Source organism: Skermanella sp. (assembly GCF_059503625.1).
On sequence record NZ_JCACHA010000571.1, the window covers coordinates 1 to 20,467 of the forward strand.

Here is a 20,467-nt window from a genome sequence, read left to right on the forward strand (position 1 = left end):
ACCTAGCGGATCGTTCCAGATCCCGAAGGAAGTTTCGTGCCGGTCAGGAAGCGTCCGGCGCCGGCGTCTGGTCGGCGGCGCCATGGACACGGGCCGACCGTTTCGGTCCGGGCGCCGCGTGTGACAGCTCGCGTTCGGCGACAAGCGTCGCGACCAGGGCTTCCAGTGCGGTCACCCGCTCCGTCAGGTCCTCCTGCTCCGTCCGCGCCTTCACCGCCATTTCGCGGGCAGCCTCGAACTCCTCGCGGCTGACCACGTCCATCTGGCTCAGGATGCGCTCGAACTGCTGACGCACCTGGGCTTCGACCTCGCCGCGCAACCCGGTCAGCGCGCCGATGGCGCCGCCCGCTACGCGCGCCAGATCATCGAGAAGCTTATTATCGACCTGCATGAGTACCATATCCTTGCACAACGGGAGTATTATGGGCCTCGGTCCGGCCCGATGCAACGGGGCATCACTTGCGGCGGTGCGGCAAGCATGCCTATAAGCTCTGCGATACCTGCGGGAGAACCCGCGTTCCGGCCAGTCCGTGGAAGGCATCAGCCTTCGGGATATCGCCTTCAGGACCTTCGCCCTCCATGTATTGAGCCGAACCGCCGCATGCTTGCCATCCTGTTTCCCGCCATCGACCCGATCGCGATCCAGATCGGGCCACTCGCGATCCGCTGGTATGCGCTTGCCTACCTGATCGGCTTCGTCGCCGGCTGGCGCTACTGCATCTATCTCGCCCGCAAGGACCAGCGGCCGCCGACCGCGGTCGATTTCGACGACTTCCTGACCTGGGCGGTGATCGGCGTCATCCTGGGCGGACGGCTGGGCTACGTGCTGTTCTACAATACCGCCTATTACCTCAACAACCCGCTGGAGGCGCTGGCGGTCTGGCACGGCGGCATGTCGTTCCACGGCGGCATGCTGGGCGTGATCGCGGCCATCTTCCTGTTTGCCTACAGGCGCGGGTTCTCGCCGCTGGCCTTGGGCGATATCATCTCCTGCGCCGTCCCGATCGGCCTGTTCTTCGGGCGTATCGCCAACTTCGTGAACGCCGAGCTTTGGGGCCGCGTGACCGACGTTTCCTGGGGCGTCATCTTCCCCGGCGAGCGGGCCGGCGGCCTTCCCCGCCACCCGAGCCAGCTCTACGAAGCGGCCCTGGAAGGGCTGGTGCTGTTCGTCGTGCTGGCAATTCTCGCCCAGCGCTCCTCGATCCGGCACCGGCCCGGGACGCTGGGCGGCATCTTCCTCGCCGGATACGGCCTCAGCCGTATCGTGGTCGAACATTTCCGCGAACCCGACCCTCAGCTGGGCTTCCTGCTGGGCGGCAACGTGACGATGGGGCAGATCCTGTCGGTCCCCATGGTGCTCGCCGGTCTGGCATTGATCGTGATCGCCCGCCGGCGGGGCGAGGTGAGCCGGCAGGCCGGCAGCGAGGATGCGCGGGATGGCGCCTGACCATCGCCTGACCGATCATCTGAAACGAAGGATCTCGCTCGAGGGACCTATCTCCGTCGCATCGTTCATGGGCGACGCGCTGGGGCACCCCCGGTTCGGCTACTACATCACCGCCGACCGCTTCGGCGCCGCCGGCGATTTCATCACGGCCCCGGAAATCAGCCAGATGTTCGGTGAGCTGATCGGCCTCTGGTGCGCCCATACCTGGACCGCCATGGGCTCCCCGGAGCGCGTCAACCTTGTCGAACTCGGGCCGGGACGAGGCACGCTGATGCGCGACGCGCTGAGAGCGGCGGCGATGCTGCCGTCCTTCCGCCAAGCTGTCCGCGTCCACTTGGTCGAAACCAGTCCCGTCCTCCGCCTGCGTCAGGGCGAAATGCTGGCCCCTGCCCTGCAAGGCGGCAAGCCGGTCTGGCATGACAGCGTCTCGACGCTGCCCGACGGTCCCCTGCTGGTCGTCGCCAACGAGTTCTTCGACGCCCTGCCGATCCGGCAGTTCGAAAAGACGCCCCATGGCTGGACCGAGCGTCTGATCGATACCGATCCCCAAAGCGGCGGTTTCCGGATCGTGCTGGACCGCCGCCCCGGTCCGCTCGAAGCGCTGATCCCGGCACGGGTCCACGCCTCCCCCGCCGGCAGCGTGTTCGAGATCTGTCCGGCCGCCACCGCCATCGCCCGCGAACTGGGCAATCGGCTCGCCGCGTCGGGAGGAGCCGCCGTGATCGTCGACTACGGACATCCGCGCTCGGCGGCGGGAGAAACGCTCCAGGCCGTCCGGAACCACGCCTTCGTCCCGGTGCTCGATGATCCTGGCGCCGCCGACCTGACCGCCCATGTCGATTTCGAGCTGCTCGGCGATGCGGCAAGGGCGGGAGGAGCCAGCGCATGGGGACCCGTCACCCAGGGCGGCTTCCTGACCGCTCTCGGCATCCGCGAACGCGCCGCGATGTTGCGCGCACGGGCGACGCCGGTACAGGCGGCCGACATCGACAGTGCCGTGCAACGCTTGATTGGTGAAAAGGAGATGGGCACATTGTTCAAGGTGCTGGCGCTAACCGGTCCCGGACAGGATGCCCCGGCAGGTTTCGAGTCGCCGCGCCAGCCCTGAAACCGCCCCTCGAATCCGACAAGCCGTCTTCCGACATCAACCTGCCCTAAAGCGTGGACTCTCCAGTGATCACATCAGGCGCGCTCAGCGACATCCCGGCCATCGGCCACGGCTTCATGACACGCGAGGGCGGCGTCAGCACCGGGATCTACGACAGCCTCAACTGCGGTCTTGGCTCCAACGACGATCGGGCCAGCGTCGCCGAGAACCGCCGGCGCTGCGCCGCCCGCTTCGATCTGGCACCGGACCGGCTCGTGACGCTTTATCAGGTACACAGCCCCGACGTCGTGACGGTGGATCGTCCCTGGGCGCCGGGTGAAGCCCAGCCAAGGGCCGACGCCATGGTAACCGCCACGCCCGGCATCGCTCTCGGCATCCTGACCGCCGATTGCGTCCCGGTCCTGTTCGCCGACAGGGAGGCCGGCGTCATTGGCGGCGCCCATGCCGGCTGGAAGGGCGCCAAGGGCGGCGTGATCGAGTCCACCGTTGCGGCCATGGTCGCGTTGGGCGCCCATCCGGAAAGGATCGCCGCCGCCATCGGGCCGTGCATCGCCCAGCGGTCGTACGAAGTCGGACCGGAGTTTCCCGAGCGCTTCCTGTCGGAAGACGCGGGCAACGCGGACTTCTTCGTGACGGCCCAGCGGACCGGACACTTCATGTTCGACATAGGCGGATACGTCGCGCGCCGGCTGGAGCGGAGCGGGGTCGGGACAATTCAGCGCAGCCCCAACGACACCGTGACCGAGGAAGACAGCTTCTTCAGCTATCGGCGCGCCACACTGCGGGGCGAGGCGGACTACGGCCGGGGCATCTCGGTCATCACGCTGCGCGGCTGAGAACCGGCTGAAAGACTACCACTTACGGAATATTTCATGCCCTACGTGATCATGCTCATCGCCTTCTGCATCCTGGGCCTGATGGTCAGCTGCGTGATCTGACGGAACCAGTGCTGGACCTCGGCGTTAGGCCCATGTGCGAAGCGCATGGTGGCTTCCACGGCCGTCATCAAACATTTACATGAGTGGGTCGCGCTGATATGTTCCCGGCCGATTTGGAGTTGCACCGTGTTCAGTATTTCCGGCCGGCGGCAACGGCACTGTTTCCAGAAGAGAGCTGTGAAGTATGAAAGTCATTGCCGGCAACAGCAACCGGCCATTGGCCGAAGCCATTTCGGCCGCGCTCAACGTGCCGTTGACCAAGGCCAGCATCCGCCGCTTCTCCGACATGGAAGTGTTCGTGGAAATTCTGGAGAACGTCCGCGGTGAGGACGTCTTCGTCATCCAGTCGACCTCCTATCCTGCCAACGACAACCTGATGGAACTGCTGGTGACCATCGACGCCTTGCGTCGTGGGTCGGCCCGCCGCATCACTGCCGTCCTGCCGTATTACGGCTACGCCCGCCAGGACCGCAAGACGGGGCCACGTACGCCGATCTCCGCCAAGCTGGTCGCCAACCTGATCACGATGGCCGGCGCCAACCGCGTCCTGACGCTCGACCTGCATGCCGGGCAGATCCAGGGCTTCTTCGACATCCCGCTCGACAATCTGGAAGGTGCGCCGGTCTTCGTGCGGCACATCCAGGAGACCACCAAGTCGGGAGAACAGCTCGTCATCGTGTCGCCCGACGTCGGCGGCGTGGTTCGTGCCCGCGCCATCGCCAAGCGGCTTGACGCCGATCTGGCGATCATCGACAAGCGGCGCGAGCGTGCCGGCGTGTCGGAAGTCATGAACATCATCGGCGAGGTCGAAGGACGGCGCTGCATCCTGGTGGACGACATCGTGGACAGCGGCGGCACCCTGTGCAACGCGGCCACGGCCCTGATGAAGGAAGGCGCCAAGTCGGTCAGCGCCTATGTCACCCACGGCGTCCTGTCCGGCGGCGCCGTCGCCCGTGTCTCGGCCTCTCCGCTGGAAATGCTGGTGACCACCGACAGCATCCAGGCGACGGAAGCCGTACGCGTGTCGCGCAACGTCCGCCAGCTGACCATCGCCCCGCTGATTGCCGAGGCGATCACCCGCATCAGCGAGGAACGGTCGGTTTCCAGCCTCTTCAACTGATCGCCGGGCAACCGGACGGTTCGTTCATCTAATTCGGCGGAGCCTCCAGCGAGGCTCCGCCACTGGGACCTGCGGTCGGCGCCAAGCAAGGCGGCCGCGGTACGTCCGGCACCCCTGGAGGCCGGCGTCCACCCAAGGGCGGTTCATAAGCGACCGCCTTATCGTGTATGGAGTAGAGTATGTCCGAAGCTACAGTTCTCGCCGCCGAGGTACGTGAGCGGGCCGGCAAGGGGGTTGCCCGCCAGACGCGCCGCGCCGGCCGGATCCCCGCCGTGATCTACGGCAACAAGGAAAAGCCGGTTACCATCTCGCTTGACCGGCTGAAGTTCGAACGCATCCTGCGCACCCCGGGCTTCTTCACCCACCTGTTCGACGTCAAGGTCGGCGAGTCGTCCTACCACGTGCTTCCGCGCGACGTTCAGTTCGATCCCGTCAGCGACATTCCGATCCACGTGGACTTCCTGCGCGTCAGCAAGGAAGCGCGGGTCAGCGTCGCCGTTCCGGTCGAATTCGTCAACGCCGAGAAGTCCCCGGGCCTGAAGCGCGGCGGCATGCTGAACATCGTCCGCCACGAAATCGAAGTCGAGTGCGGCGCCGAGGAAATCCCGGAGCACATCACCGTCGATCTCGAGGGCTTCGACCTGGGCGATTCGATCCACATCAGCTCGGTCAAGCTGCCGGCTGGCGTGGCGCCGACCATCACCGACCGCGACTTCACGGTCGCGACCATCGCCTCTCCTTCGGCGGTGAAGTCGGAAGCCAGCGGCGCGGAAGAGCCGGAAGCAGAGCAGGAGTAAGCTTATGTTGCTGCTGGTAGGTCTGGGCAATCCTGGTTCGGAATATGCCCGCAACCGGCACAATATCGGCTTCATGGCGGTGGACGAAATCGTCCGCCGCCATGGCTTCGGCCCCTGGCGCCGGCGTTTCCAGGGCCAGAGCTGCGACGGCTCGGTCGATGCCGAAAAGGTGCTGGCGCTGAAGCCCCAGACCTTCATGAACGTTTCCGGCCAGTCCGTCGGCGAAGCGATGCGCTTCTTCAAGCTGACGCCGCCCGACGTCATCGTGATCCACGACGACCTGGACCTCGCTCCAGGCAAGGTCAGGGTCAAACAGGGCGGCGGCCACGGCGGCCATAACGGGCTGCGCTCGATCGACGACCATATCGGCAAGGATTACTGGCGTATTCGCCTGGGCATCGGGCATCCGGGCAACAAGGACCTCGTCCACGGCTATGTCCTGCACGACTTCAGCAAGACCGAGCAGGTCTGGCTCGACCCGCTGCTCGATATGGTTGCCAAGGAGCTTCCCCTGATGGTCGCCGGGCAGCCGGAGAAGTTCGCCAGCAGGATCTCCATCGCGTCGTGAGGCGCGTCCCTTACGCCTTCACGTCCTTTCCCCCGCCCTTCTTCAAGGCTTCGACCAGCTTCTTCTGGAACCTGCCGCCGTCCTGCCGGGTAGCGAGGAACTGGCGCACCGCGTTTTGAGCGGTCTCACGGTCGTAGGGAACCTTGCCCTCGGTCGCGAGATCAAGGCGCTCGACCACCTTCGGGTCCAGGCTTTTGCGCAAGGCGGCCATCTGGCGCAGCAGTTCCTGTCTTGGGTCGGACATCGTCGAATTCCCTTCTCGCAACGCGCGAAGCATAGCGGAAACCGGGCCGACAAGTCTTCCGGACTTTCGTTTTAGCGATCCGTATCGCATATAGAAGCCTGGAGCGGCCGGGACTCGGCCGCGGTTGGATTATTTTTGAAAGCGGCGGCATTTCCCATGGGTTTCAATTGCGGCATCGTCGGCCTGCCGAATGTGGGCAAGTCCACTCTGTTCAACGCGCTGACCGCCACCCAGGCGGCCGAGGCGGCGAACTTCCCGTTCTGCACCAAGGAGCCGAATGTCGGGCGCGTCGGCGTGCCGGATCCCCGACTCGACAAGATCGCGGCGATCGCCAAATCGGCCAAGATCATCCCGACGCAGTTGGAATTCGTCGATATCGCCGGCCTGATCCGGGGCGCCAGCAAGGGTGAGGGACTGGGCAACCAATTCCTTGGCAATATCCGCGAGGTCGATGCCATCGTCCACGTGCTGCGCTGCTTCGAGGACGACGACATCACCCATGTCGAAGGCGGCATCGACCCCATCCGCGATGCGGAAACGGTCGAGACCGAGCTGATGCTGGCAGACATGGACGGTCTTGAGCGCCGCCTGAATGCCATGCAGAAGAAGGCCAAGGGGGGAGACAAGGAAGCCAAGGCCTCTGCCGACATGATGGAGCGGGCGCTGGCCGTCCTCCAGGCCGGCAAGCCTGCCCGCACGCTGGACGTCTCCCACGACGAACTGCCACTGTTCAAATCGCTGCTGCTGCTGACCGGCAAGCCGGTCGTCTATGTCTGCAACGTCGAGGAAGACTCGGCCTCCACGGGCAATGCGTTGTCCGCAAAGGTTGCGGAAATGGCGAAGGCGCAGGGTGCCGTCAGCGTCATCGTCTCCGCCGCCATCGAGTCGGAGGTGGCGCAGCTTACCGACGAGGCCGAGAAGAAGGAATATCTGGAATCCCTCGGCCTCGAAGAGCCGGGATTGAACCGGGTGATCCGCGCCGGCTACGAGCTGCTCGACCTGATCACCTTCTTCACCGTCGGTCCCAAGGAGGCCCGCGCCTGGACTGTCCATCGCAATGCCAAGGCTCCGGAAGCTGCCGGCGCTATCCACAGCGACTTCGAACGGGGCTTCATCCGGGCGGAGACGATAGATTATAACAGCTTTGTCACACTCGGTGGCGAACAAGCCGCGAAAGAGGCGGGAAAGATGAGGCAGGAAGGCAAAGAATACATCGTCCAGGACGGCGATATTTTCCACTTCCGCTTCAACGTTTAAAGCTGCTTGCCTATGACGATATAATCCAATCGATAGGTAAATAATTTTTTTACTAAAAATGGTCCATTGATCCGGTATCCTGTGTTACTTGTGCATGAGCACGAGCCGCATGGGCCGGACCGATGGGATTAAGTCTTGGAATGTATGATGTGATGACGGCTGGTCTGGACGCGCCGCAGGCGCTTCCGCATACGGCATCGGAAGAGATCGGCCAGGCAATCCTGGAGCGTCAGGTTCCGCCGACTGCTATATCTCACATCGTCGCCGTCAACGACCGTTTCGCCCGGTTGCTGGGTGCCAGCAGCCCCGAAGTGGTTGGCCGCGACCTCGCCGAGTATGCATCCCGGCTGGCGCAGCCTGTAGATTGCGCCATGCTCGTGGAGGCCCTTGCGGGAGCCGAGCCTTCGGTCGTCATTCTCGATCTGGCGCACGGTCCGGTAGCATTGAATATTCAACCCATCGGCGGCGCCAAGGCAACTCACGTTATCGTGACCGAGGATGCCGGACCGACCGACGGCCAGATCAGCCACGTCATCGACAATCTGCTGGCCTCCGTCTTCATCGTCGACGTGACGGAGGACGGCCAGTTTCGCTATGCCATGCTCAACCGCCGGCATGAGGAACTGACCGGTCTGTCCCTGGACGAAGTAATCGGACGAAGCCCCGAGCAGGTTTTGCCGCCGGACGACGCCGCCAGCGTGCTCGCCCATTACCGGACATGCGTCAAGCGCCGGCTCCCCACCACCTTCCAGGAGGTGCTGCACCTTCCCACCGGGCGCCGCCATTGGGAAACGCGGCTGGTGCCGATCATCGGCGGCGCTTCCGGCTCGCGGGTGACGCGGCTGTTCGGGTCGAGCATTGACATCTCGGAGCGGGTCGAGGCCGAACAGGCTCTCCGGGACAGCGAGCAGCGGTTCCGGTCCATCTTCGAGCATGCCGGCGTCGGCATCGGCTATGCCTCGGTGGACGGCAGGATCATCGACGTCAACAGAACGCTGGAGACCATGCTGGGCTATGGCCGTGAAGAAGTCATCGGCCAGTCGTTCAAGCAGTTCGTCCACGAGGACGAGATCTCCCAGGTCACCGGGCGCTTCCTGGAACTCCTGAGCGGGCGCCGGGCGACTTTCCAGACAGAGCGGCGGTTTCAGCGGCGCGACGGCACGGAGCTCTGGGCACGCACCACGGCATCGCTGGTCCGCGATCCGCTCGGCCGGCCCAAATACATCATCGGCCTGTTCGAGGACGTGACCGAAGCCCGCAGAGCGCGGGAGCGGATCCATTACCTGGCCTCCTTCGATCAGGTCACCGGGCTGCCGAACCTGTCCCTGTTCGGGGAGCGGGTGACGACGGTGCTGGAGCGTCCTGCCGCCGACGAAAGGATCTCGGCCCTGCTGGCGATCAGCTTCGATCGGCTGGACCCGATCCGCTTCGCCCACAGCCGGACGGCCGCCGACCATCTGATGCGGCGGCTGGTAGACCGGCTGCGCCGGGCGCTGGGTCCGGACGATGTCGTGGGCCGGATCGGCGACGACCTGTTTGCCGTCCTGCTGCCCAACCTCGCCGACCCGGAAGAGGCGCTGGCGACGGTCAAGAGCATCATCGCGACCTTCAGCACGCCGATCGAAGCGGATGGACAGGACTTCCTGCTGCCGCCGGTGATCGGCGTCAGCCTGTCGCCCTTCGATGCCGGCAACCCGGACGAACTGGTCCGGATGGCCGGAGCGGCCTTGCAGCGGGCGCGCGATCAGGGCACCTCGCGGTTCGAGCTGTACACCCCCGATATGGAAACCCATGCGGCGCGCCAGCTTTCTCTGGAAAGCCGGCTGCGCCGCGCGATCGACGCCGATCAGTTCGAGCTGGTCTATCAGCCCAAGATCGAGGTCGAGACCCTCAAGCTCGCCGGGTTCGATGCGCTGTTCCGCTGGCGCGGCGAGGACGGCGCGCTGATCTCCCCCGGCGAGTTCATTCCGGCTGCGGAAGAAACCGGCCTGATCATCCCCTTGGGCGAGCTTGTGCTGCGGTCCGCCTGCGAGCAGATGGCGGCGTGGCGGCGCGAAGGACTCGTCGATCTCCCCGTGTCGGTCAACCTGTCCGGCCGTCAGGTCAGCGACCCCCATCTGAGCCGCAAGGCGCTGGCGATCCTTGCCCATTCCGGCCTGCCGTCGTCCCATCTGAAGCTGGAGCTGACGGAGACCGCCCTGTTCCGCAGCACCCCCGGCATCCGCGAGGCGCTGCTGGAACTGCACGCGGCCGGAGTAAGGTTCCTGCTGGATGATTTCGGAACCGGATATTCCTCCCTCAGCTATCTGAAGCGCTTTCCGATCGAGGCGATCAAGATCGACAAGAGCTTCGTCCAGGGCATGGTCGAGGACCCCGACGCCGCCTCCATCGTCAACGCCATCATCAACATGGCCCATGCGCTGAAGATGCGGGTGATCGCCGAGGGTGTGGAAACCCAGGAGCAGTTGATCTTCCTGCGGGCTTACCGATGCGACCGTATGCAGGGCTTCCTGTTCGCCCCGCCGACCGCCGTGTCCGACATACCCGCCCTGGTCCGCCGACTGGCCTCCTGAGCTTCCTCAGTCTTCCACGAACTCCAGCACGATCCCGTTTGCCTGCGCCGGCGGAACGACGAGGCGTGCTCCGGCGGCTTCGGCAAGTGGGATGCCCATGGTTGCGAGGTATGCGCGGGTCGCCTCCAGATCCCGCGACGCCACCGTCATGACCGATGCCCTGCCAAGACCGGGATATCGCCGCTCCAGACGCTCGGGTGACAGGAAGCGCACCGTGTGGGCGCCGGTTCCGACCTCCAGCCTGCCCTGCCCGCCCTTGAGCGCCGACTGGCCGAACAGGGCCGCATAAGCCGGAGCCAGGGCTGCGGGATCGGCTACGGGGATCGTGACGCCATCGAGACCGAGGGCACCATTGGCGTGATCCAGCCATTCCGGCCGGCGCAGCATTTCGGGCGTCATGTGGGTGCAGGAGAAGGTGGCGAGGCCCGGAGTCGCTGCCGGATCGAAATGGACCAGGGAGAACCGCGGGGTGACGTTCCCTTCCGGCAGTTCCAGCAAACGCCCCAAGTCCTTCGGCGGCTGCGTCGCCCGGGGGAACGCGGCGTGGACGGCGGCGGACGATGCTGCGGCGAAGGCGAGACCGAGAAAGCCCTCTCCCCTCGTTTCCAGTTGTACGTCCAGGCGGTTCAGGAACTGGGCCGGATCGACGATGCCGAGAAGCTCGACGTAGTCATCCCTGAACATGACGCAGTAATTACCGGTGCCCCAGCCGATATGGCGTCCACGCGGGGTCACGGTAAAGCCCAGACGCCGCCACATATCGCGGGCGGCTTCAAGGTCGCGGACGCCGATCAGGGTGTGGTCGATCCCGTTCAGCGGATTGGCATGGGTGGAGGCCATCAGAACGACGATCCCGGCTGCTTCAGGAACTCGATCTCCTCCTCCGTCGAGGGCCGGCCGAGGATGCGGTTGCGGTGCGGGAACCGGCCGAAACGCTGGATTATCCGCAGATGGCGCTCCGCGTAGTCGAGGTATTCGGGATCGCCGATGCGGGACCGGGTGAGTTCGACCGACAGGCGCTGGTCGGCCAAGTCCTCGCTATGCTCCAGCGGAAGATACAGGAACAGCCGCTGGTGCATGTCGAAGCCGGAATCGTAACCGCGCTCGATCGCCAGCTTGGTGAGATCGCGGGCAGCCGGATCGCTGGCGAAGGCCCGGGGCGTGCCCCGGAAGACGTTGCGCGGCACTTGATCCAGGAGGATGACCAGCGCCAGGCATCCCTCCGGAGTCTCCCTCCAGTCCGGCAGCCGGCCCGCCGCCGCCTGTTCGTGGAGCGGCATCAGCAGGCGCCGGACCTCGGCGTCGAAGGCATCGCTCTGCTCGAACCACTTGGGACGAGTGGCGGAACTGAACCAAAACCCTAGAACGTCATGAAACGTCATCATTCGTCATCCTTCCGCAACCCAACCCATAAAAGCAGAAAAGGGCGCCCGGAGGCGCCCTTTCCCTTGGACAGTCGGTCCCGACGCGGTCAGTGGTGCGCGTCAGCCCAGACCTTGCGCTTCACGGCATACATCATACCCGTGAAGACGAGGAGGAACAGGATGACCTTCACGCCGGTCTGCTTACGCGCTTCCAGGTGAGGCTCCGCCGCCCATGCCAGAAACGCGGAGACGTCGTGGGACAACTGGGCCTGCGTGGCCGGCGTGTTGTCGGTATAGGTGACGCTGTCGTCCTGGAGGATCGGCGGCATGCCGATCAGGTGACCGGGGAAGTACTTGTTGTAGTACATCCCATCGGGGACCTTCACGTCGGCCGGCGGCTCTTCGAAGCCGGTCAGCAGGGCGTAGATGTAGTCCTCGCCGCCCGGACGAGCCTTCGCCATCAGCGACAGATCCGGCGGATAGGCGCCGCCGTTGGCGGCACGGGCCGCCTGCTCGTTCGGGAACGGAGCCTTGAAGTGGTCCGCCGGAATGGCAGGCCGCTCGACCATCTCGCCGGCGTCGTTCGGACCGCCCATCACGGTGTACTGGGCCGCGATCGCCTTGACCTCGTCGGCGTTGAAACCCAGCGCCGTGAGGTTGCGGTACGACACCAGGCTCATCCCATGGCAGGTCGAGCACACTTCCTTGTAGACCTGGAAGCCGCGCTGAAGCGAAGCCCGGTCGAAGGTGCCGAAAATGCCGCTATGCGACCACTCCTGCTTAGGCAGTTCGATGTGGGCTTCACCGGCGGCAAAAGCCGAACCGGTAAGTCCCAGGCCCATCGCCGCCGCCAGGATGACCTTCTTCAACGAGCGCATTAGGCCTTCTCCATCGGCTTGGCGGCTGCCGCGGTCGCCAGGCGACCACCACCCTTCAGAACGGGTTCGCTGATGCTTGCGGGAAGCGGCCGGGGACGCTCCAGCTTGCCGAGCAGCGGCAGGATGATCAGGAAGTGAGCGAAGTAGTAGATCGACGCGACGCGGGCCACGATCAGCCAGATGCCTTCGGCCGGCTGCGAACCGGCATAGCCGAGCAGGATGCAGGCGACGACCAGGACCCAGAAGAACTGCCGGTAGAGCGGGCGGTAGTTGGCGCTGCGGACCTTGGAGGTATCGAGCCAGGGCACGACGAACAGCACCGCGATGGCGCCGAACATGGCAAGGACGCCGCCGAGCTTGTCGGGAACCGCGCGGAGGATCGCGTAGAACGGCAGGAAGTACCATTCCGGAACGATGTGCGCCGGGGTGACCAGCGGGTTGGCCGGAATGTAGTTGTCCGGATGGCCCATGTAGTTCGGCGCGAAGAACACGAAGCCGGCGAAGATGAGCATGAAGACGCCCAGGCCGAACGTGTCCTTGATCGTGAAGTACGGATGGAACGGCAGGCTGTCCTGCGGGCCCTTGATGTCGATGCCGACCGGGTTGTTAGAGCCATGGACGTGGACGGCGGCGACGTGCAGGAAGACGACGCCCAGCAGCACGAACGGCAGCAGGTAGTGCAGCGCGAAGAACCGGTTCAGCGTCGGATTGTCGACCGAGAAGCCGCCCCACAGCCAGGTCACGATGTGATCGCCGATGATGGGGAACGCGGAGAACAGGTTGGTGATGACGGTGGCGCCCCAGAAGCTCATCTGGCCCCAGGGAAGCACGTAGCCCATGAACGCGGTGGCCATCATCAGGAGCAGGATGACCACGCCCAGCATCCACAGGATTTCGCGCGGGGCCTTGTACGAACCGAAATACAGGCCGCGGAAGATGTGGATGAAGACGGCGATGAAGAACATCGACGCGCCGTTCATGTGGATGTAGCGGATCAGCCAACCGAAGTTGACGTCGCGCATGATGCGCTCGACCGAATTGAAGGCATAGGCGGTATGCGGCGTATAGTTCATCGCCAACGTGATGCCGGACACGATCATCGTGATCAGCACGACCATGGCGATGGCGCCGAAGGACCACAAATAATTGCAGTTCTTCGGCATCGGGTATTCGTTGTACTCGTGGTTCAGCTGCGTGAAGATCGGCAGACGGTAGTCGATCCACCGGACCACGGGATTCTTGAACTGCGGGGCAGCCATGTTCAGCTCCAGTTGATCAACTAACCGACGCGAATCGACGTGTCTGTCAGGAACGCATATTCCGGCAGAGCCAGGTTGAGCGGCGCAGGGCCGCGGCGGATACGGCCGGCCGTATCGTAGTGGGAGCCATGGCAGGGACAGAACCACCCACCGTAATCACCCTTGGGATCGGTCGATTTCTGACCGAGCGGAACGCAGCCCAGATGGGTGCAGATGCCGACCATGACCAGCCATTGCGGCTGTTTGACACGCGCGCTGTCCGGTGCGGGATCGCGCAGTTCGGCAAGATTGACGGAAGCGGCGGCGGCGATTTCCTCTTCCGTGCGGCGGCGGATGAAGACCGGCTTCCCGCGCCATGTCACGGTGATCGACTGACCGACCTGGATCGGCGACAGATCGACATCGATCTGCGCGAGCGCCAGCGTATCGGCCGCCGGGTTCATGCTGTCGATGAACGGCCATGCTACCGACGCAACTCCGACTGCCGCAACGGCACCGGTCGCGAGATACAGGAAATCGCGACGGGTCGCTCCCTCGCCTTCATGGCCTCCCTGACCGCCGCCACCGGCCGGATGGGTGGTATCCGACATTAGCTTTTCTCTCCTTGGCCCTAGGCAAGCACACTGCCATGCGCTTGCAAACCGGACGGACATTAACAATAGTTTTCGGCTGTGTCTGCTTCGGACCTAACCGAAAACCTCGAGCCCAAAACCTCGACTTGTAGGCCGGTATATCCCAGCCGCAGTGGTGGAAGGGATATACCTCTCGAGGACGGTCAAGGAAAGTCGGACTTCCGGAGACATAGTGTCGCGCTTCGCCGGCTGCGTCGTTTCGCTGAGAGAATGACCCTTGATTTTTGACGCCCCCAACGCTACGCGCGTGCGTTTATCGCTGTACCAGCCCGACATTCCGCAGAATACCGGCGCTATGATGCGGCTGGCCGCCTGCATGGGCGTTCCGCTCGACATCATAGAACCTTGCGGATTCATCCTGGACGACCGCCGGCTCAGGCGCGCCGGAATGGATTACATCGATCATCTGGACATGAAACGTCACATTTCCTGGGACCGATTCGCAAGCGGAACGAACCGCGCTGAGTTGAACATAGGCCGGATCGTCCTGCTGACCACCCGAGGGTCCGTCCCCTATCTGGATTTCACCTTCAGGCCGGGCGACGCACTGCTGATGGGAAGCGAAAGCGCCGGCGTTCCGGACGATGTGGCCGATGCCGCCGATGCCAGGATCAGGATACCGATGAGGCCGGGCCTCCGGTCGCTGAACGTGGCGCTGGCCGCCGCCATGGTGCTGGGCGAGGCGCTGCGCCAAACGGCGTTGCCGCCGGCGGCGTCCGATGATACTGGAGGAGACTGACTGCTTGAAGGACCGACCATGGACCGCACAGTTCCGACCGATGAGCACCCGACCGACCAGCGGAAGGCCCGAGCGGTCGCCTGGTTCGCGGAGTTGCGCGACCGCATCTGCGCCGCGTTCGAGAGCATCGAGGACGACCTGACCGGCACCAATTCCGACATGCCCGCCGGCCGTTTCGAACGCAAGGAATGGAACCGCCCGGACGCCGAGGGCGGCCACGGCGGCGGCGGGGTCATGTCGATCATGCGCGGCCGCGTGTTCGAGAAGGTCGGCGTCAACATCTCGACCGTCCACGGCTTCTTCAGCCCCGAGTTCCGCAAGAACATGCCGGGAGCGGCGGAGGACGGCCGGTTCTGGGCGGCCGGCATCAGCCTGGTGGCGCATATGCGCTCGCCGCTCGTCCCCGCGGTCCACATGAACACGCGTCATATCGTGACGTCGCTCGGCTGGTTCGGCGGCGGCGCCGACCTGACGCCGATGTTCCCGGCGGAACAGGACGCAGCCGACTTCCATGCAGCACTCAAGGCGGCGTGCGACTCCCATGGTCCGGACTATTACGAGCGCTTCAAGGAATGGTGCGACCGCTACTTCTACCTGCCGCACCGGGACGAGCCGCGCGGCATCGGCGGCATCTTCTACGACAACCTGGACAGCGGAGACTGGGAAGCGGACTTCGCGTTCACTCGCGATGTCGGGCTGGCGTTCCTGGACGTCTATCCCCGAATCGTCCGCCGCCACATGAACGATCCCTGGACGCCCGAGCAGCGCGAGCACCAACTGGTGCGGCGGGGCCGCTACGTCGAATTCAATCTTCTTTACGACCGCGGAACGACCTTCGGCCTGAAGACCGGCGGGAACGTGGAAGCGATCCTGATGTCGATGCCGCCGGAAGTTAAGTGGCCTTGAGGATCAGCCAGCCGCCCCCCGCCGGTTCCTGATCCAACCGAACAAGACAGGCGCCGCCAGTTCCAGCAGCAGGACGAGAGGCCAGGGCTCGCCGCGCCAGATCGCGTAATTGGCGAGCAGGTTGGGCCAGCCTACTCCCATCAGCGCGCGGGCTATCGTTATTTCCAGAGCGACGGACAGCCCCAGCCAGAGAACGCCTGCCACTATCGCACGGCCCAGCCAGCCGGGGCCGGAAGACAGGCGGGCATGGAGCCATGCAACCAGCAGGATCACGACCACCGTGGACGCGATGCGGTAGTTGAAGGCGTTCACCCCGCCGATGCGGTCGGCGAGCACGCTGATGGAGAAGGCGGCGTTGCCGAAGACGAAGCCGATCAGGACGACCGCCAGGACGGCGGTGACGATCAGGGAGCGCATGGGCGTGTCGCCTCCGTTACGGTTCTCCGGCAAGCCGGGTGTGGAGTTCGCTCAGGCAGTCTTCGCGGGTCGGACGATAGTCCCGATCTTCCCACCAGCGCCCGATCTCCTTCAAGAGCCGGCCGACTTGAGGACCGCGAGGCACACCGAGTTCAAGCAGGTCGCGGCCCTGGAGCGGGAAACGGGGGTCTTCCCACTGGGCCGCCGCCTGTGCGGCCAAGGCCCGGCGTTCGGGATCGTGCAGCAGCACGAGGTCGCGGGCAGTGTCGGGTCCGAAACGATAGAGCAATTGTCTTGGGTCCAGGCTTGAAACCTGTACCGGCGGCGCCGTCAGCAAAGCCAGCCGATCGGAATCGGCGTTGGACAGGCGCAGCCTCTCCGCCACCCTCAAGGCGCCCGCGCGATCCGTATCCAGCAGGGCGGCAAGGCGGAAAACGGGATCGTCGTGACCGGGTGCGGCGCCCACGGCGAAAGCCAGCCGACCGATCGCCGTAGCCTCCGGCAGCAGATGCTCCAGGATGCCGTTGCCCAGCATCAGGCGCACCACAGGCACTGGATCGGCAGCGCGCAGCAGGCGGAACACCTCGCCCTGGACACGCTCGCCGGACAGCCGGGGCAGTCGGGGCGCCAGTTGGATGCACGCTTGCAAGGCAGCCGGTTCCGGCGGCGTCAGGCCGTAATGGGCCTGGAAGCGGAAGAACCGGAGCAGCCGGAGCACGTCCTCGGTTATCCGGGCGATGGGATCGCCGACGAATCGGACCCGGCCGGCGCGGGCGTCCTCCACCCCGCCGAAAGGATCGTAGAGGGTCCCGTCGATGGTGCAGAACAGGGCGTTCATCGTGAAGTCGCGGCGCGACGCGTCGGTCATCCAGTCGTCGGTGAAAGCGACGCGGGCATGGCGGCCGAAGGTTTCGACGTCGTGGCGCAGGGTCGTGATCTCGAAATGCGCCGGAGCGATGACGGCGGTGACGGTACCGTGGTCGATCCCGGTCGGAACCGCCCGAATCCGCGCATGCTTCAGCAGCCGCATGACTCGTTCCGGCTCCGCATCGGTCGCGATGTCGATGTCCTTGACCGCGCGGCGGAGCAGCGCATCGCGGACGCAGCCGCCGACAAAGCGGGCCTGGGCGCCGTCGGCGGTCAGCGCATCGAAAACCTGCCGCGTTTCCGGAGCGGCCATGGACGGCGGGAGTTCGATGCTGCCTGCCGGGATCACGGGCGCGGAGCCGCAGGCGAGGCAGGATCGGACGCGGAAGGCGTCGTTTCCCCCCCGATCACCCGTCCGTCGATCAGGCGGGCCGGGTGATAGGTCCCGCTGGTATCGAAGCCGCCGGTCAGCGCCAGCGTCACCAGGACGGCGGCGGCAAGCACGACCCCGCCGGTTATCAGCCATGTCCATGGCGCGCCGGTCCACCAATGCACGGCAGCGCCTCCCGGTGCCTCCGTCTTCCGGCGGCCGGACATCGCATAGGCCATGTAGATCAGGGTCGGCAGCATCAGCGGCAGCACGACCGTCAGCAGATTCTTGAGCATCACCCGTTCAGGACATCGACAAGGTTCACCAGCATGCCCGCCGTGGCGCCCCAGATATACCTGTCCTCGTAAGGAAAGACGTAGAAGTAGCGCTGGGTACCCTGGAACTGCCGGGTCTCCTTCTTGACCGCCCCCGGCTTCAGAAAGAACTCCAGCGGGACCTCGAAGACCTCGGCCACCTCGAAGGGGTCGGGGTTGAGGATGAAAGGGGGCCGGATGAACCCGACGACCGGCGTGATCTCGAAACCTGTGCGCGTGACATAGGTGTCGAGACGTCCGGCCACCTCGACCCGTTCCGGCTCGAGGCCGATCTCTTCCTGGGTTTCCCGCAACGCCGTGGCCACGGCGTCGCGGTCCGCCTGTTCCATCCCGCCGCCGGGAAAGCTGATCTGGCCGGCATGCGCGGCCAGATGGGCCGTGCGCTGGGTGAAGATGACGGTCATCCCGCCTTCCCGCTCGACCAGCGGGACCAGCACGGAGGCATGGCGCAGCTTGGCCGGAGCTCCCATGCCCTGGTTGAGGTCGTGATCGCCCCGGACGTTCAAGGTCCGCCCCGGCTGGGTCCGGCTCGCCGTCGCGGCGATTCGCGGCAGCCTGCCGATGATCTGTTCCTTTTTCAATGCCCCGCTCAAAATACCGTCGTGCGACTCATCGGACGCCCCAGAGGAAAAAAAGTGCCCTTGCTCCATATTCCGACCTGAACTTCCTCCCCGTCTTCGAGCGTTTCCGCCCGTTCAACTAGTTCGTAGAAGACCGACCGGGTGATGCGGGCTTCCAGATTGTCGCGTACCAGGATATAGGGCCTCGGTTCACCCGTTCCATCACTCTCTTCCACCCGGATCGGATGATCGGGTCCGGCTGTAATCTCGGCATCCAGGTTGGTGCGGAAGATCAACTCCCGGTCTTCGCCCTCGCCGCGGACCGTCAGTCCGACCGCGGTGAATGGGACCTCGTCCACTTGTATCCTGCCTCGTTCCGCGGGAGTAACCAACCAGTAATCGCCGGCCTCGTCGCGCCGGAGCACGGTCGAGAACAGCTTCACCAGCTCCATCCGGCGAATCGGGGAACCGTGATAGTACCAACTACCTTCCCGGTCGATCCGGATCTGATATCCTTCGTCGGGCCGCCGGTCGCCGGCCGCGAACAGGCCGGCAGGCGTCTCCGGCACGGGATCGGATGATGACGGCCTATTGGGCATGGGCTTGCTTTCCTCGTTGTGCAGGCGAATTTCCTGTTAATATGACCAGTCGGGTACGCATTTTCGCCATACTGATAAATTAGTTCCAGCGTCAGGCCATGCTACCGGGTATCGTACAACCACAGGAGATCCCTGATTTGACCGTTACCGATACGATGCGCCAGGGGTCCCCCGGTGGCGAGAATCCCGCCCAGCTGCTGGCCGAGGTAGAAACGCTCGGAGGCCGCCTTACGGTCGTCCGGGACCGCATCGGCCGGATCATCTTCGGCCAGCAGGAAGTCGTCGACCTTACGCTGATCACGCTGCTGGCCGGTGGACACGTGCTGCTGATCGGCGTTCCCGGCCTCGCGAAGACCCGGCTGGTCGAAACGCTCGGCATCGTCCTCGGCATGGACGACAAGCGCATCCAGTGCACGCCCGATCTGATGCCGGCGGATATCCTGGGTTCCGAAGTTCTGGAAGAGGCCGAGAACGGCCGGCGGTCCTTCCGCTTCATTCCGGGTCCGGTCTTTTGCCAGCTCCTGATGGCGGACGAGATCAACCGCGCCAGCCCGCGCACCCAGTCCGCCCTGCTCCAGGCGATGCAGGAACGCCGCGTCTCGGTCGCCGGCCACTACCATCCCCTGCCCCAGCCCTTCCACGTGCTGGCGACGCAGAATCCGCTGGAACAGGAAGGGACGTATCCGCTGCCGGAAGCCCAACTCGACCGCTTCCTGATGCAGGTGGATGTGACATATCCGGAATACGACGCGGAACGGCGGATGCTGATCGCCACCACGGGGACGGACGAGGAGCCCGCGGTGGCGGTGCTGAACCCGACCGACCTGATGGCGGCGCAGCGGCTGATCCGGCGCGTCCCCGTGGGTGAAAGCGTGGTGGAGGGCATCCTCGGCCTCGTCCGGTCCGGCCGCCCCGAAAGTTCGGAGCTGGAGGAAGTCCGCAGCCACGTCGCCTGGGGTCCCGGACCGCGCGCCAGCCAGGCGCTGATGATGGCGGCCCGTGCCCGCGCCGTGCTCGACGGGCGGCTGTCGCCCTCGCTCGACGACGTGCTGGCGCTGGCCAAGCCCGTGCTCAAGCACCGCATGGCGCTCAACTTCGCAGCCCGCGCCGACGGCATCACGCTCGACGACGTGATCGACCGTTTGTGCGAACCGCTGCGGTAAGCGGGAATGGCGCGCGACTCCATCGGCAAACCGGATCTGGCGGCGACGGCCCTGCGGGCACAGCACCGGTCGGAGGCCTTGGCCGCCCGGCTCCCCCCGCTCCTGGTGGCGGCGGAACGGGTAGCCGCGACGGTCGCGCAGGGCGTCCATGGCCGCCGCCGCGTCGGCACCGGAGAAACCTTCTGGCAGTACCGGCGTTATGAGATCGGCGACAGTGCGACGATGATCGACTGGCGCCAATCGGGAAAGACGCAGCCGGTCTTCGTCCGCGAGAACGAGTGGGAAGCGGCGCAGAGCGTCTGGCTCTGGCACGATTCATCGCCTTC

General features: G+C 65.0%; 24 protein-coding genes. 12 read left to right on the forward strand and 12 right to left on the reverse strand.

Annotated features, from left to right (window positions below; all coding sequences use genetic code 11):
• Positions 1-43 precede the first annotated feature (43 nt).
• Complete coding sequence (locus tag AC5JJ6_RS13385; protein ID WP_496042522.1) at positions 44-391, reverse strand: accessory factor UbiK family protein; 348 nt, start codon at positions 389-391, stop codon at positions 44-46.
• Between the two features lie 210 nt (positions 392-601).
• Here AC5JJ6_RS13385 and lgt point away from each other — a divergent pair, with 210 nt between their 5' ends.
• From lgt to pth, 6 genes are all read left to right on the forward strand, one after another.
• Positions 602-1,447: a prolipoprotein diacylglyceryl transferase gene (lgt, locus tag AC5JJ6_RS13390; protein ID WP_496042523.1), complete on the forward strand. Its 846-nt coding sequence runs from the start codon at positions 602-604 to the stop codon at positions 1,445-1,447.
• The gene (locus AC5JJ6_RS13395; protein ID WP_496042524.1) at positions 1,437-2,555 is read left to right on the forward strand and encodes a class I SAM-dependent methyltransferase; all 1,119 of its coding nucleotides are present in this window, start codon (positions 1,437-1,439) and stop codon (positions 2,553-2,555) included. Before lgt ends, AC5JJ6_RS13395 begins: the two co-directional genes overlap by 11 nt.
• A gap of 65 nt (positions 2,556-2,620) precedes the next feature.
• Entirely contained in the window at positions 2,621-3,391 is a 771-nt protein-coding gene (gene pgeF / locus AC5JJ6_RS13400; protein WP_496042525.1) for a peptidoglycan editing factor PgeF, read from the forward strand.
• Positions 3,392-3,677: 286 nt separating this feature from the next.
• A complete protein-coding gene (locus AC5JJ6_RS13405) occupies positions 3,678-4,613 on the forward strand; it encodes a ribose-phosphate pyrophosphokinase (protein WP_496042526.1) in 936 nt (311 codons plus the stop codon).
• 179 nt (positions 4,614-4,792) lie between these two features.
• The gene (locus tag AC5JJ6_RS13410) at positions 4,793-5,410 is read left to right on the forward strand and encodes a 50S ribosomal protein L25/general stress protein Ctc (RefSeq protein WP_496042527.1); all 618 of its coding nucleotides are present in this window, start codon (positions 4,793-4,795) and stop codon (positions 5,408-5,410) included.
• A gap of 4 nt (positions 5,411-5,414) precedes the next feature.
• Positions 5,415-5,978, forward strand: a complete 564-nt coding sequence (pth, locus tag AC5JJ6_RS13415; RefSeq protein ID WP_496042528.1) for an aminoacyl-tRNA hydrolase — start codon at positions 5,415-5,417, stop codon at positions 5,976-5,978.
• Between the two features lie 10 nt (positions 5,979-5,988).
• On the opposite strand, the gene AC5JJ6_RS13420 is transcribed toward pth, so the two are convergent.
• A complete protein-coding gene (locus tag AC5JJ6_RS13420) occupies positions 5,989-6,222 on the reverse strand; it encodes a hypothetical protein (protein WP_496042529.1) in 234 nt (77 codons plus the stop codon).
• A gap of 156 nt (positions 6,223-6,378) precedes the next feature.
• Between AC5JJ6_RS13420 and ychF the strand changes: the two genes are divergently transcribed.
• Together ychF and AC5JJ6_RS13430 are read left to right on the forward strand one after the other, a co-directional pair.
• Complete coding sequence (gene ychF, locus AC5JJ6_RS13425) at positions 6,379-7,479, forward strand: redox-regulated ATPase YchF (RefSeq protein ID WP_496042530.1); 1,101 nt, start codon at positions 6,379-6,381, stop codon at positions 7,477-7,479.
• A gap of 152 nt (positions 7,480-7,631) precedes the next feature.
• On the forward strand, positions 7,632-10,052 hold the full coding sequence (locus AC5JJ6_RS13430) for a putative bifunctional diguanylate cyclase/phosphodiesterase (protein WP_496042531.1): 2,421 nt from the start codon (positions 7,632-7,634) through the stop codon (positions 10,050-10,052).
• Between the two features lie 6 nt (positions 10,053-10,058).
• Here AC5JJ6_RS13430 and AC5JJ6_RS13435 read toward each other — a convergent pair whose 3' ends face one another.
• The 5 genes from AC5JJ6_RS13435 to petA form a co-directional block, all read right to left on the reverse strand.
• Positions 10,059-10,892 (reverse strand): VOC family protein, encoded by an 834-nt coding sequence (locus AC5JJ6_RS13435; RefSeq protein WP_496042532.1) that lies wholly within the window; start codon positions 10,890-10,892, stop codon positions 10,059-10,061.
• Positions 10,892-11,434 carry a DUF924 family protein gene (locus AC5JJ6_RS13440; protein ID WP_496042533.1) on the reverse strand — a complete coding sequence of 181 codons (543 nt, stop codon included), beginning with the start codon at positions 11,432-11,434 and terminating at the stop codon, positions 10,892-10,894. The genes AC5JJ6_RS13435 and AC5JJ6_RS13440 overlap by 1 nt, the downstream gene beginning before the upstream one ends.
• An 89-nt stretch (positions 11,435-11,523) precedes the next feature.
• Entirely contained in the window at positions 11,524-12,294 is a 771-nt protein-coding gene (locus AC5JJ6_RS13445) for a cytochrome c1 (protein ID WP_496042534.1), read from the reverse strand.
• Positions 12,294-13,553 (reverse strand): cytochrome b, encoded by a 1,260-nt coding sequence (locus AC5JJ6_RS13450; RefSeq protein WP_496042535.1) that lies wholly within the window; start codon positions 13,551-13,553, stop codon positions 12,294-12,296. The genes AC5JJ6_RS13445 and AC5JJ6_RS13450 overlap by 1 nt, the downstream gene beginning before the upstream one ends.
• A 20-nt stretch (positions 13,554-13,573) precedes the next feature.
• Positions 13,574-14,143 (reverse strand): ubiquinol-cytochrome c reductase iron-sulfur subunit, encoded by a 570-nt coding sequence (gene petA / locus AC5JJ6_RS13455; protein WP_496042536.1) that lies wholly within the window; start codon positions 14,141-14,143, stop codon positions 13,574-13,576.
• 289 nt (positions 14,144-14,432) lie between these two features.
• Here petA and AC5JJ6_RS13460 point away from each other — a divergent pair, with 289 nt between their 5' ends.
• Together AC5JJ6_RS13460 and hemF are read left to right on the forward strand one after the other, a co-directional pair.
• Positions 14,433-14,924: a tRNA (cytidine(34)-2'-O)-methyltransferase gene (locus AC5JJ6_RS13460; RefSeq protein WP_496042537.1), complete on the forward strand. Its 492-nt coding sequence runs from the start codon at positions 14,433-14,435 to the stop codon at positions 14,922-14,924.
• An 18-nt stretch (positions 14,925-14,942) separates the two neighbouring features.
• Complete coding sequence (gene hemF, locus AC5JJ6_RS13465) at positions 14,943-15,830, forward strand: oxygen-dependent coproporphyrinogen oxidase (RefSeq protein ID WP_496042538.1); 888 nt, start codon at positions 14,943-14,945, stop codon at positions 15,828-15,830.
• A 3-nt stretch (positions 15,831-15,833) separates the two neighbouring features.
• On the opposite strand, the gene AC5JJ6_RS13470 is transcribed toward hemF, so the two are convergent.
• From AC5JJ6_RS13470 to AC5JJ6_RS13490, 5 genes are read right to left on the reverse strand one after another with little or no spacing between them, the layout of a single operon-like run.
• On the reverse strand, positions 15,834-16,247 hold the full coding sequence (locus AC5JJ6_RS13470; protein ID WP_496042539.1) for a hypothetical protein: 414 nt from the start codon (positions 16,245-16,247) through the stop codon (positions 15,834-15,836).
• Positions 16,248-16,263: 16 nt separating this feature from the next.
• On the reverse strand, positions 16,264-17,463 hold the full coding sequence (locus tag AC5JJ6_RS13475; protein ID WP_496042540.1) for a CCA tRNA nucleotidyltransferase: 1,200 nt from the start codon (positions 17,461-17,463) through the stop codon (positions 16,264-16,266).
• Complete coding sequence (locus AC5JJ6_RS13480) at positions 17,460-17,780, reverse strand: DUF6111 family protein (RefSeq protein ID WP_496042541.1); 321 nt, start codon at positions 17,778-17,780, stop codon at positions 17,460-17,462. The genes AC5JJ6_RS13475 and AC5JJ6_RS13480 overlap by 4 nt, the downstream gene beginning before the upstream one ends.
• The gene (locus AC5JJ6_RS13485) at positions 17,780-18,400 is read right to left on the reverse strand and encodes a CoA pyrophosphatase (RefSeq protein ID WP_496042542.1); all 621 of its coding nucleotides are present in this window, start codon (positions 18,398-18,400) and stop codon (positions 17,780-17,782) included. The genes AC5JJ6_RS13480 and AC5JJ6_RS13485 overlap by 1 nt, the downstream gene beginning before the upstream one ends.
• A gap of 8 nt (positions 18,401-18,408) precedes the next feature.
• Complete coding sequence (locus AC5JJ6_RS13490; protein WP_496042543.1) at positions 18,409-18,978, reverse strand: DUF1285 domain-containing protein; 570 nt, start codon at positions 18,976-18,978, stop codon at positions 18,409-18,411.
• Between the two features lie 155 nt (positions 18,979-19,133).
• On the opposite strand from AC5JJ6_RS13490, the gene AC5JJ6_RS13495 reads away from it, so the two are divergent.
• Both AC5JJ6_RS13495 and AC5JJ6_RS13500 read left to right on the forward strand, forming a co-directional pair.
• A complete protein-coding gene (locus tag AC5JJ6_RS13495; protein ID WP_496042545.1) occupies positions 19,134-20,141 on the forward strand; it encodes an AAA family ATPase in 1,008 nt (335 codons plus the stop codon).
• 6 nt (positions 20,142-20,147) lie between these two features.
• Positions 20,148-20,467, forward strand: a 320-nt coding sequence (locus tag AC5JJ6_RS13500) for a DUF58 domain-containing protein (protein ID WP_496042544.1), incomplete at its 3' end; no start/stop codon positions are given.

Excerpts from the sequence above, each read along its gene's own strand:
- AC5JJ6_RS13385 (WP_496042522.1), bottom strand. The coding sequence starts at position 391 with ATGCAGGTCGATAATAAGCTTCTCGATGATCTGGCGCGCGTAGCGGGC.
- lgt (WP_496042523.1), top strand. The coding sequence starts at position 602 with ATGCTTGCCATCCTGTTTCCCGCCATCGACCCGATCGCGATCCAGATC.
- AC5JJ6_RS13395 (WP_496042524.1), top strand. The coding sequence starts at position 1,437 with ATGGCGCCTGACCATCGCCTGACCGATCATCTGAAACGAAGGATCTCG.
- AC5JJ6_RS13405 (WP_496042526.1), top strand. The coding sequence starts at position 3,678 with ATGAAAGTCATTGCCGGCAACAGCAACCGGCCATTGGCCGAAGCCATT.
- AC5JJ6_RS13410 (WP_496042527.1), top strand. The coding sequence starts at position 4,793 with ATGTCCGAAGCTACAGTTCTCGCCGCCGAGGTACGTGAGCGGGCCGGC.
- pth (WP_496042528.1), top strand. The coding sequence starts at position 5,415 with ATGTTGCTGCTGGTAGGTCTGGGCAATCCTGGTTCGGAATATGCCCGC.
- AC5JJ6_RS13420 (WP_496042529.1), bottom strand. The coding sequence starts at position 6,222 with ATGTCCGACCCAAGACAGGAACTGCTGCGCCAGATGGCCGCCTTGCGC.
- ychF (WP_496042530.1), top strand. The coding sequence starts at position 6,379 with ATGGGTTTCAATTGCGGCATCGTCGGCCTGCCGAATGTGGGCAAGTCC.
- AC5JJ6_RS13430 (WP_496042531.1), top strand. The coding sequence starts at position 7,632 with ATGACGGCTGGTCTGGACGCGCCGCAGGCGCTTCCGCATACGGCATCG.
- AC5JJ6_RS13435 (WP_496042532.1), bottom strand. The coding sequence starts at position 10,892 with ATGGCCTCCACCCATGCCAATCCGCTGAACGGGATCGACCACACCCTG.
- AC5JJ6_RS13440 (WP_496042533.1), bottom strand. The coding sequence starts at position 11,434 with ATGACGTTTCATGACGTTCTAGGGTTTTGGTTCAGTTCCGCCACTCGT.
- AC5JJ6_RS13445 (WP_496042534.1), bottom strand. The coding sequence starts at position 12,294 with ATGCGCTCGTTGAAGAAGGTCATCCTGGCGGCGGCGATGGGCCTGGGA.
- AC5JJ6_RS13450 (WP_496042535.1), bottom strand. The coding sequence starts at position 13,553 with ATGGCTGCCCCGCAGTTCAAGAATCCCGTGGTCCGGTGGATCGACTAC.
- petA (WP_496042536.1), bottom strand. The coding sequence starts at position 14,143 with ATGTCGGATACCACCCATCCGGCCGGTGGCGGCGGTCAGGGAGGCCAT.
- hemF (WP_496042538.1), top strand. The coding sequence starts at position 14,943 with ATGGACCGCACAGTTCCGACCGATGAGCACCCGACCGACCAGCGGAAG.
- AC5JJ6_RS13470 (WP_496042539.1), bottom strand. The coding sequence starts at position 16,247 with ATGCGCTCCCTGATCGTCACCGCCGTCCTGGCGGTCGTCCTGATCGGC.
- AC5JJ6_RS13480 (WP_496042541.1), bottom strand. The coding sequence starts at position 17,780 with ATGCTCAAGAATCTGCTGACGGTCGTGCTGCCGCTGATGCTGCCGACC.
- AC5JJ6_RS13490 (WP_496042543.1), bottom strand. The coding sequence starts at position 18,978 with ATGCCCAATAGGCCGTCATCATCCGATCCCGTGCCGGAGACGCCTGCC.
- AC5JJ6_RS13495 (WP_496042545.1), top strand. The coding sequence starts at position 19,134 with ATGCGCCAGGGGTCCCCCGGTGGCGAGAATCCCGCCCAGCTGCTGGCC.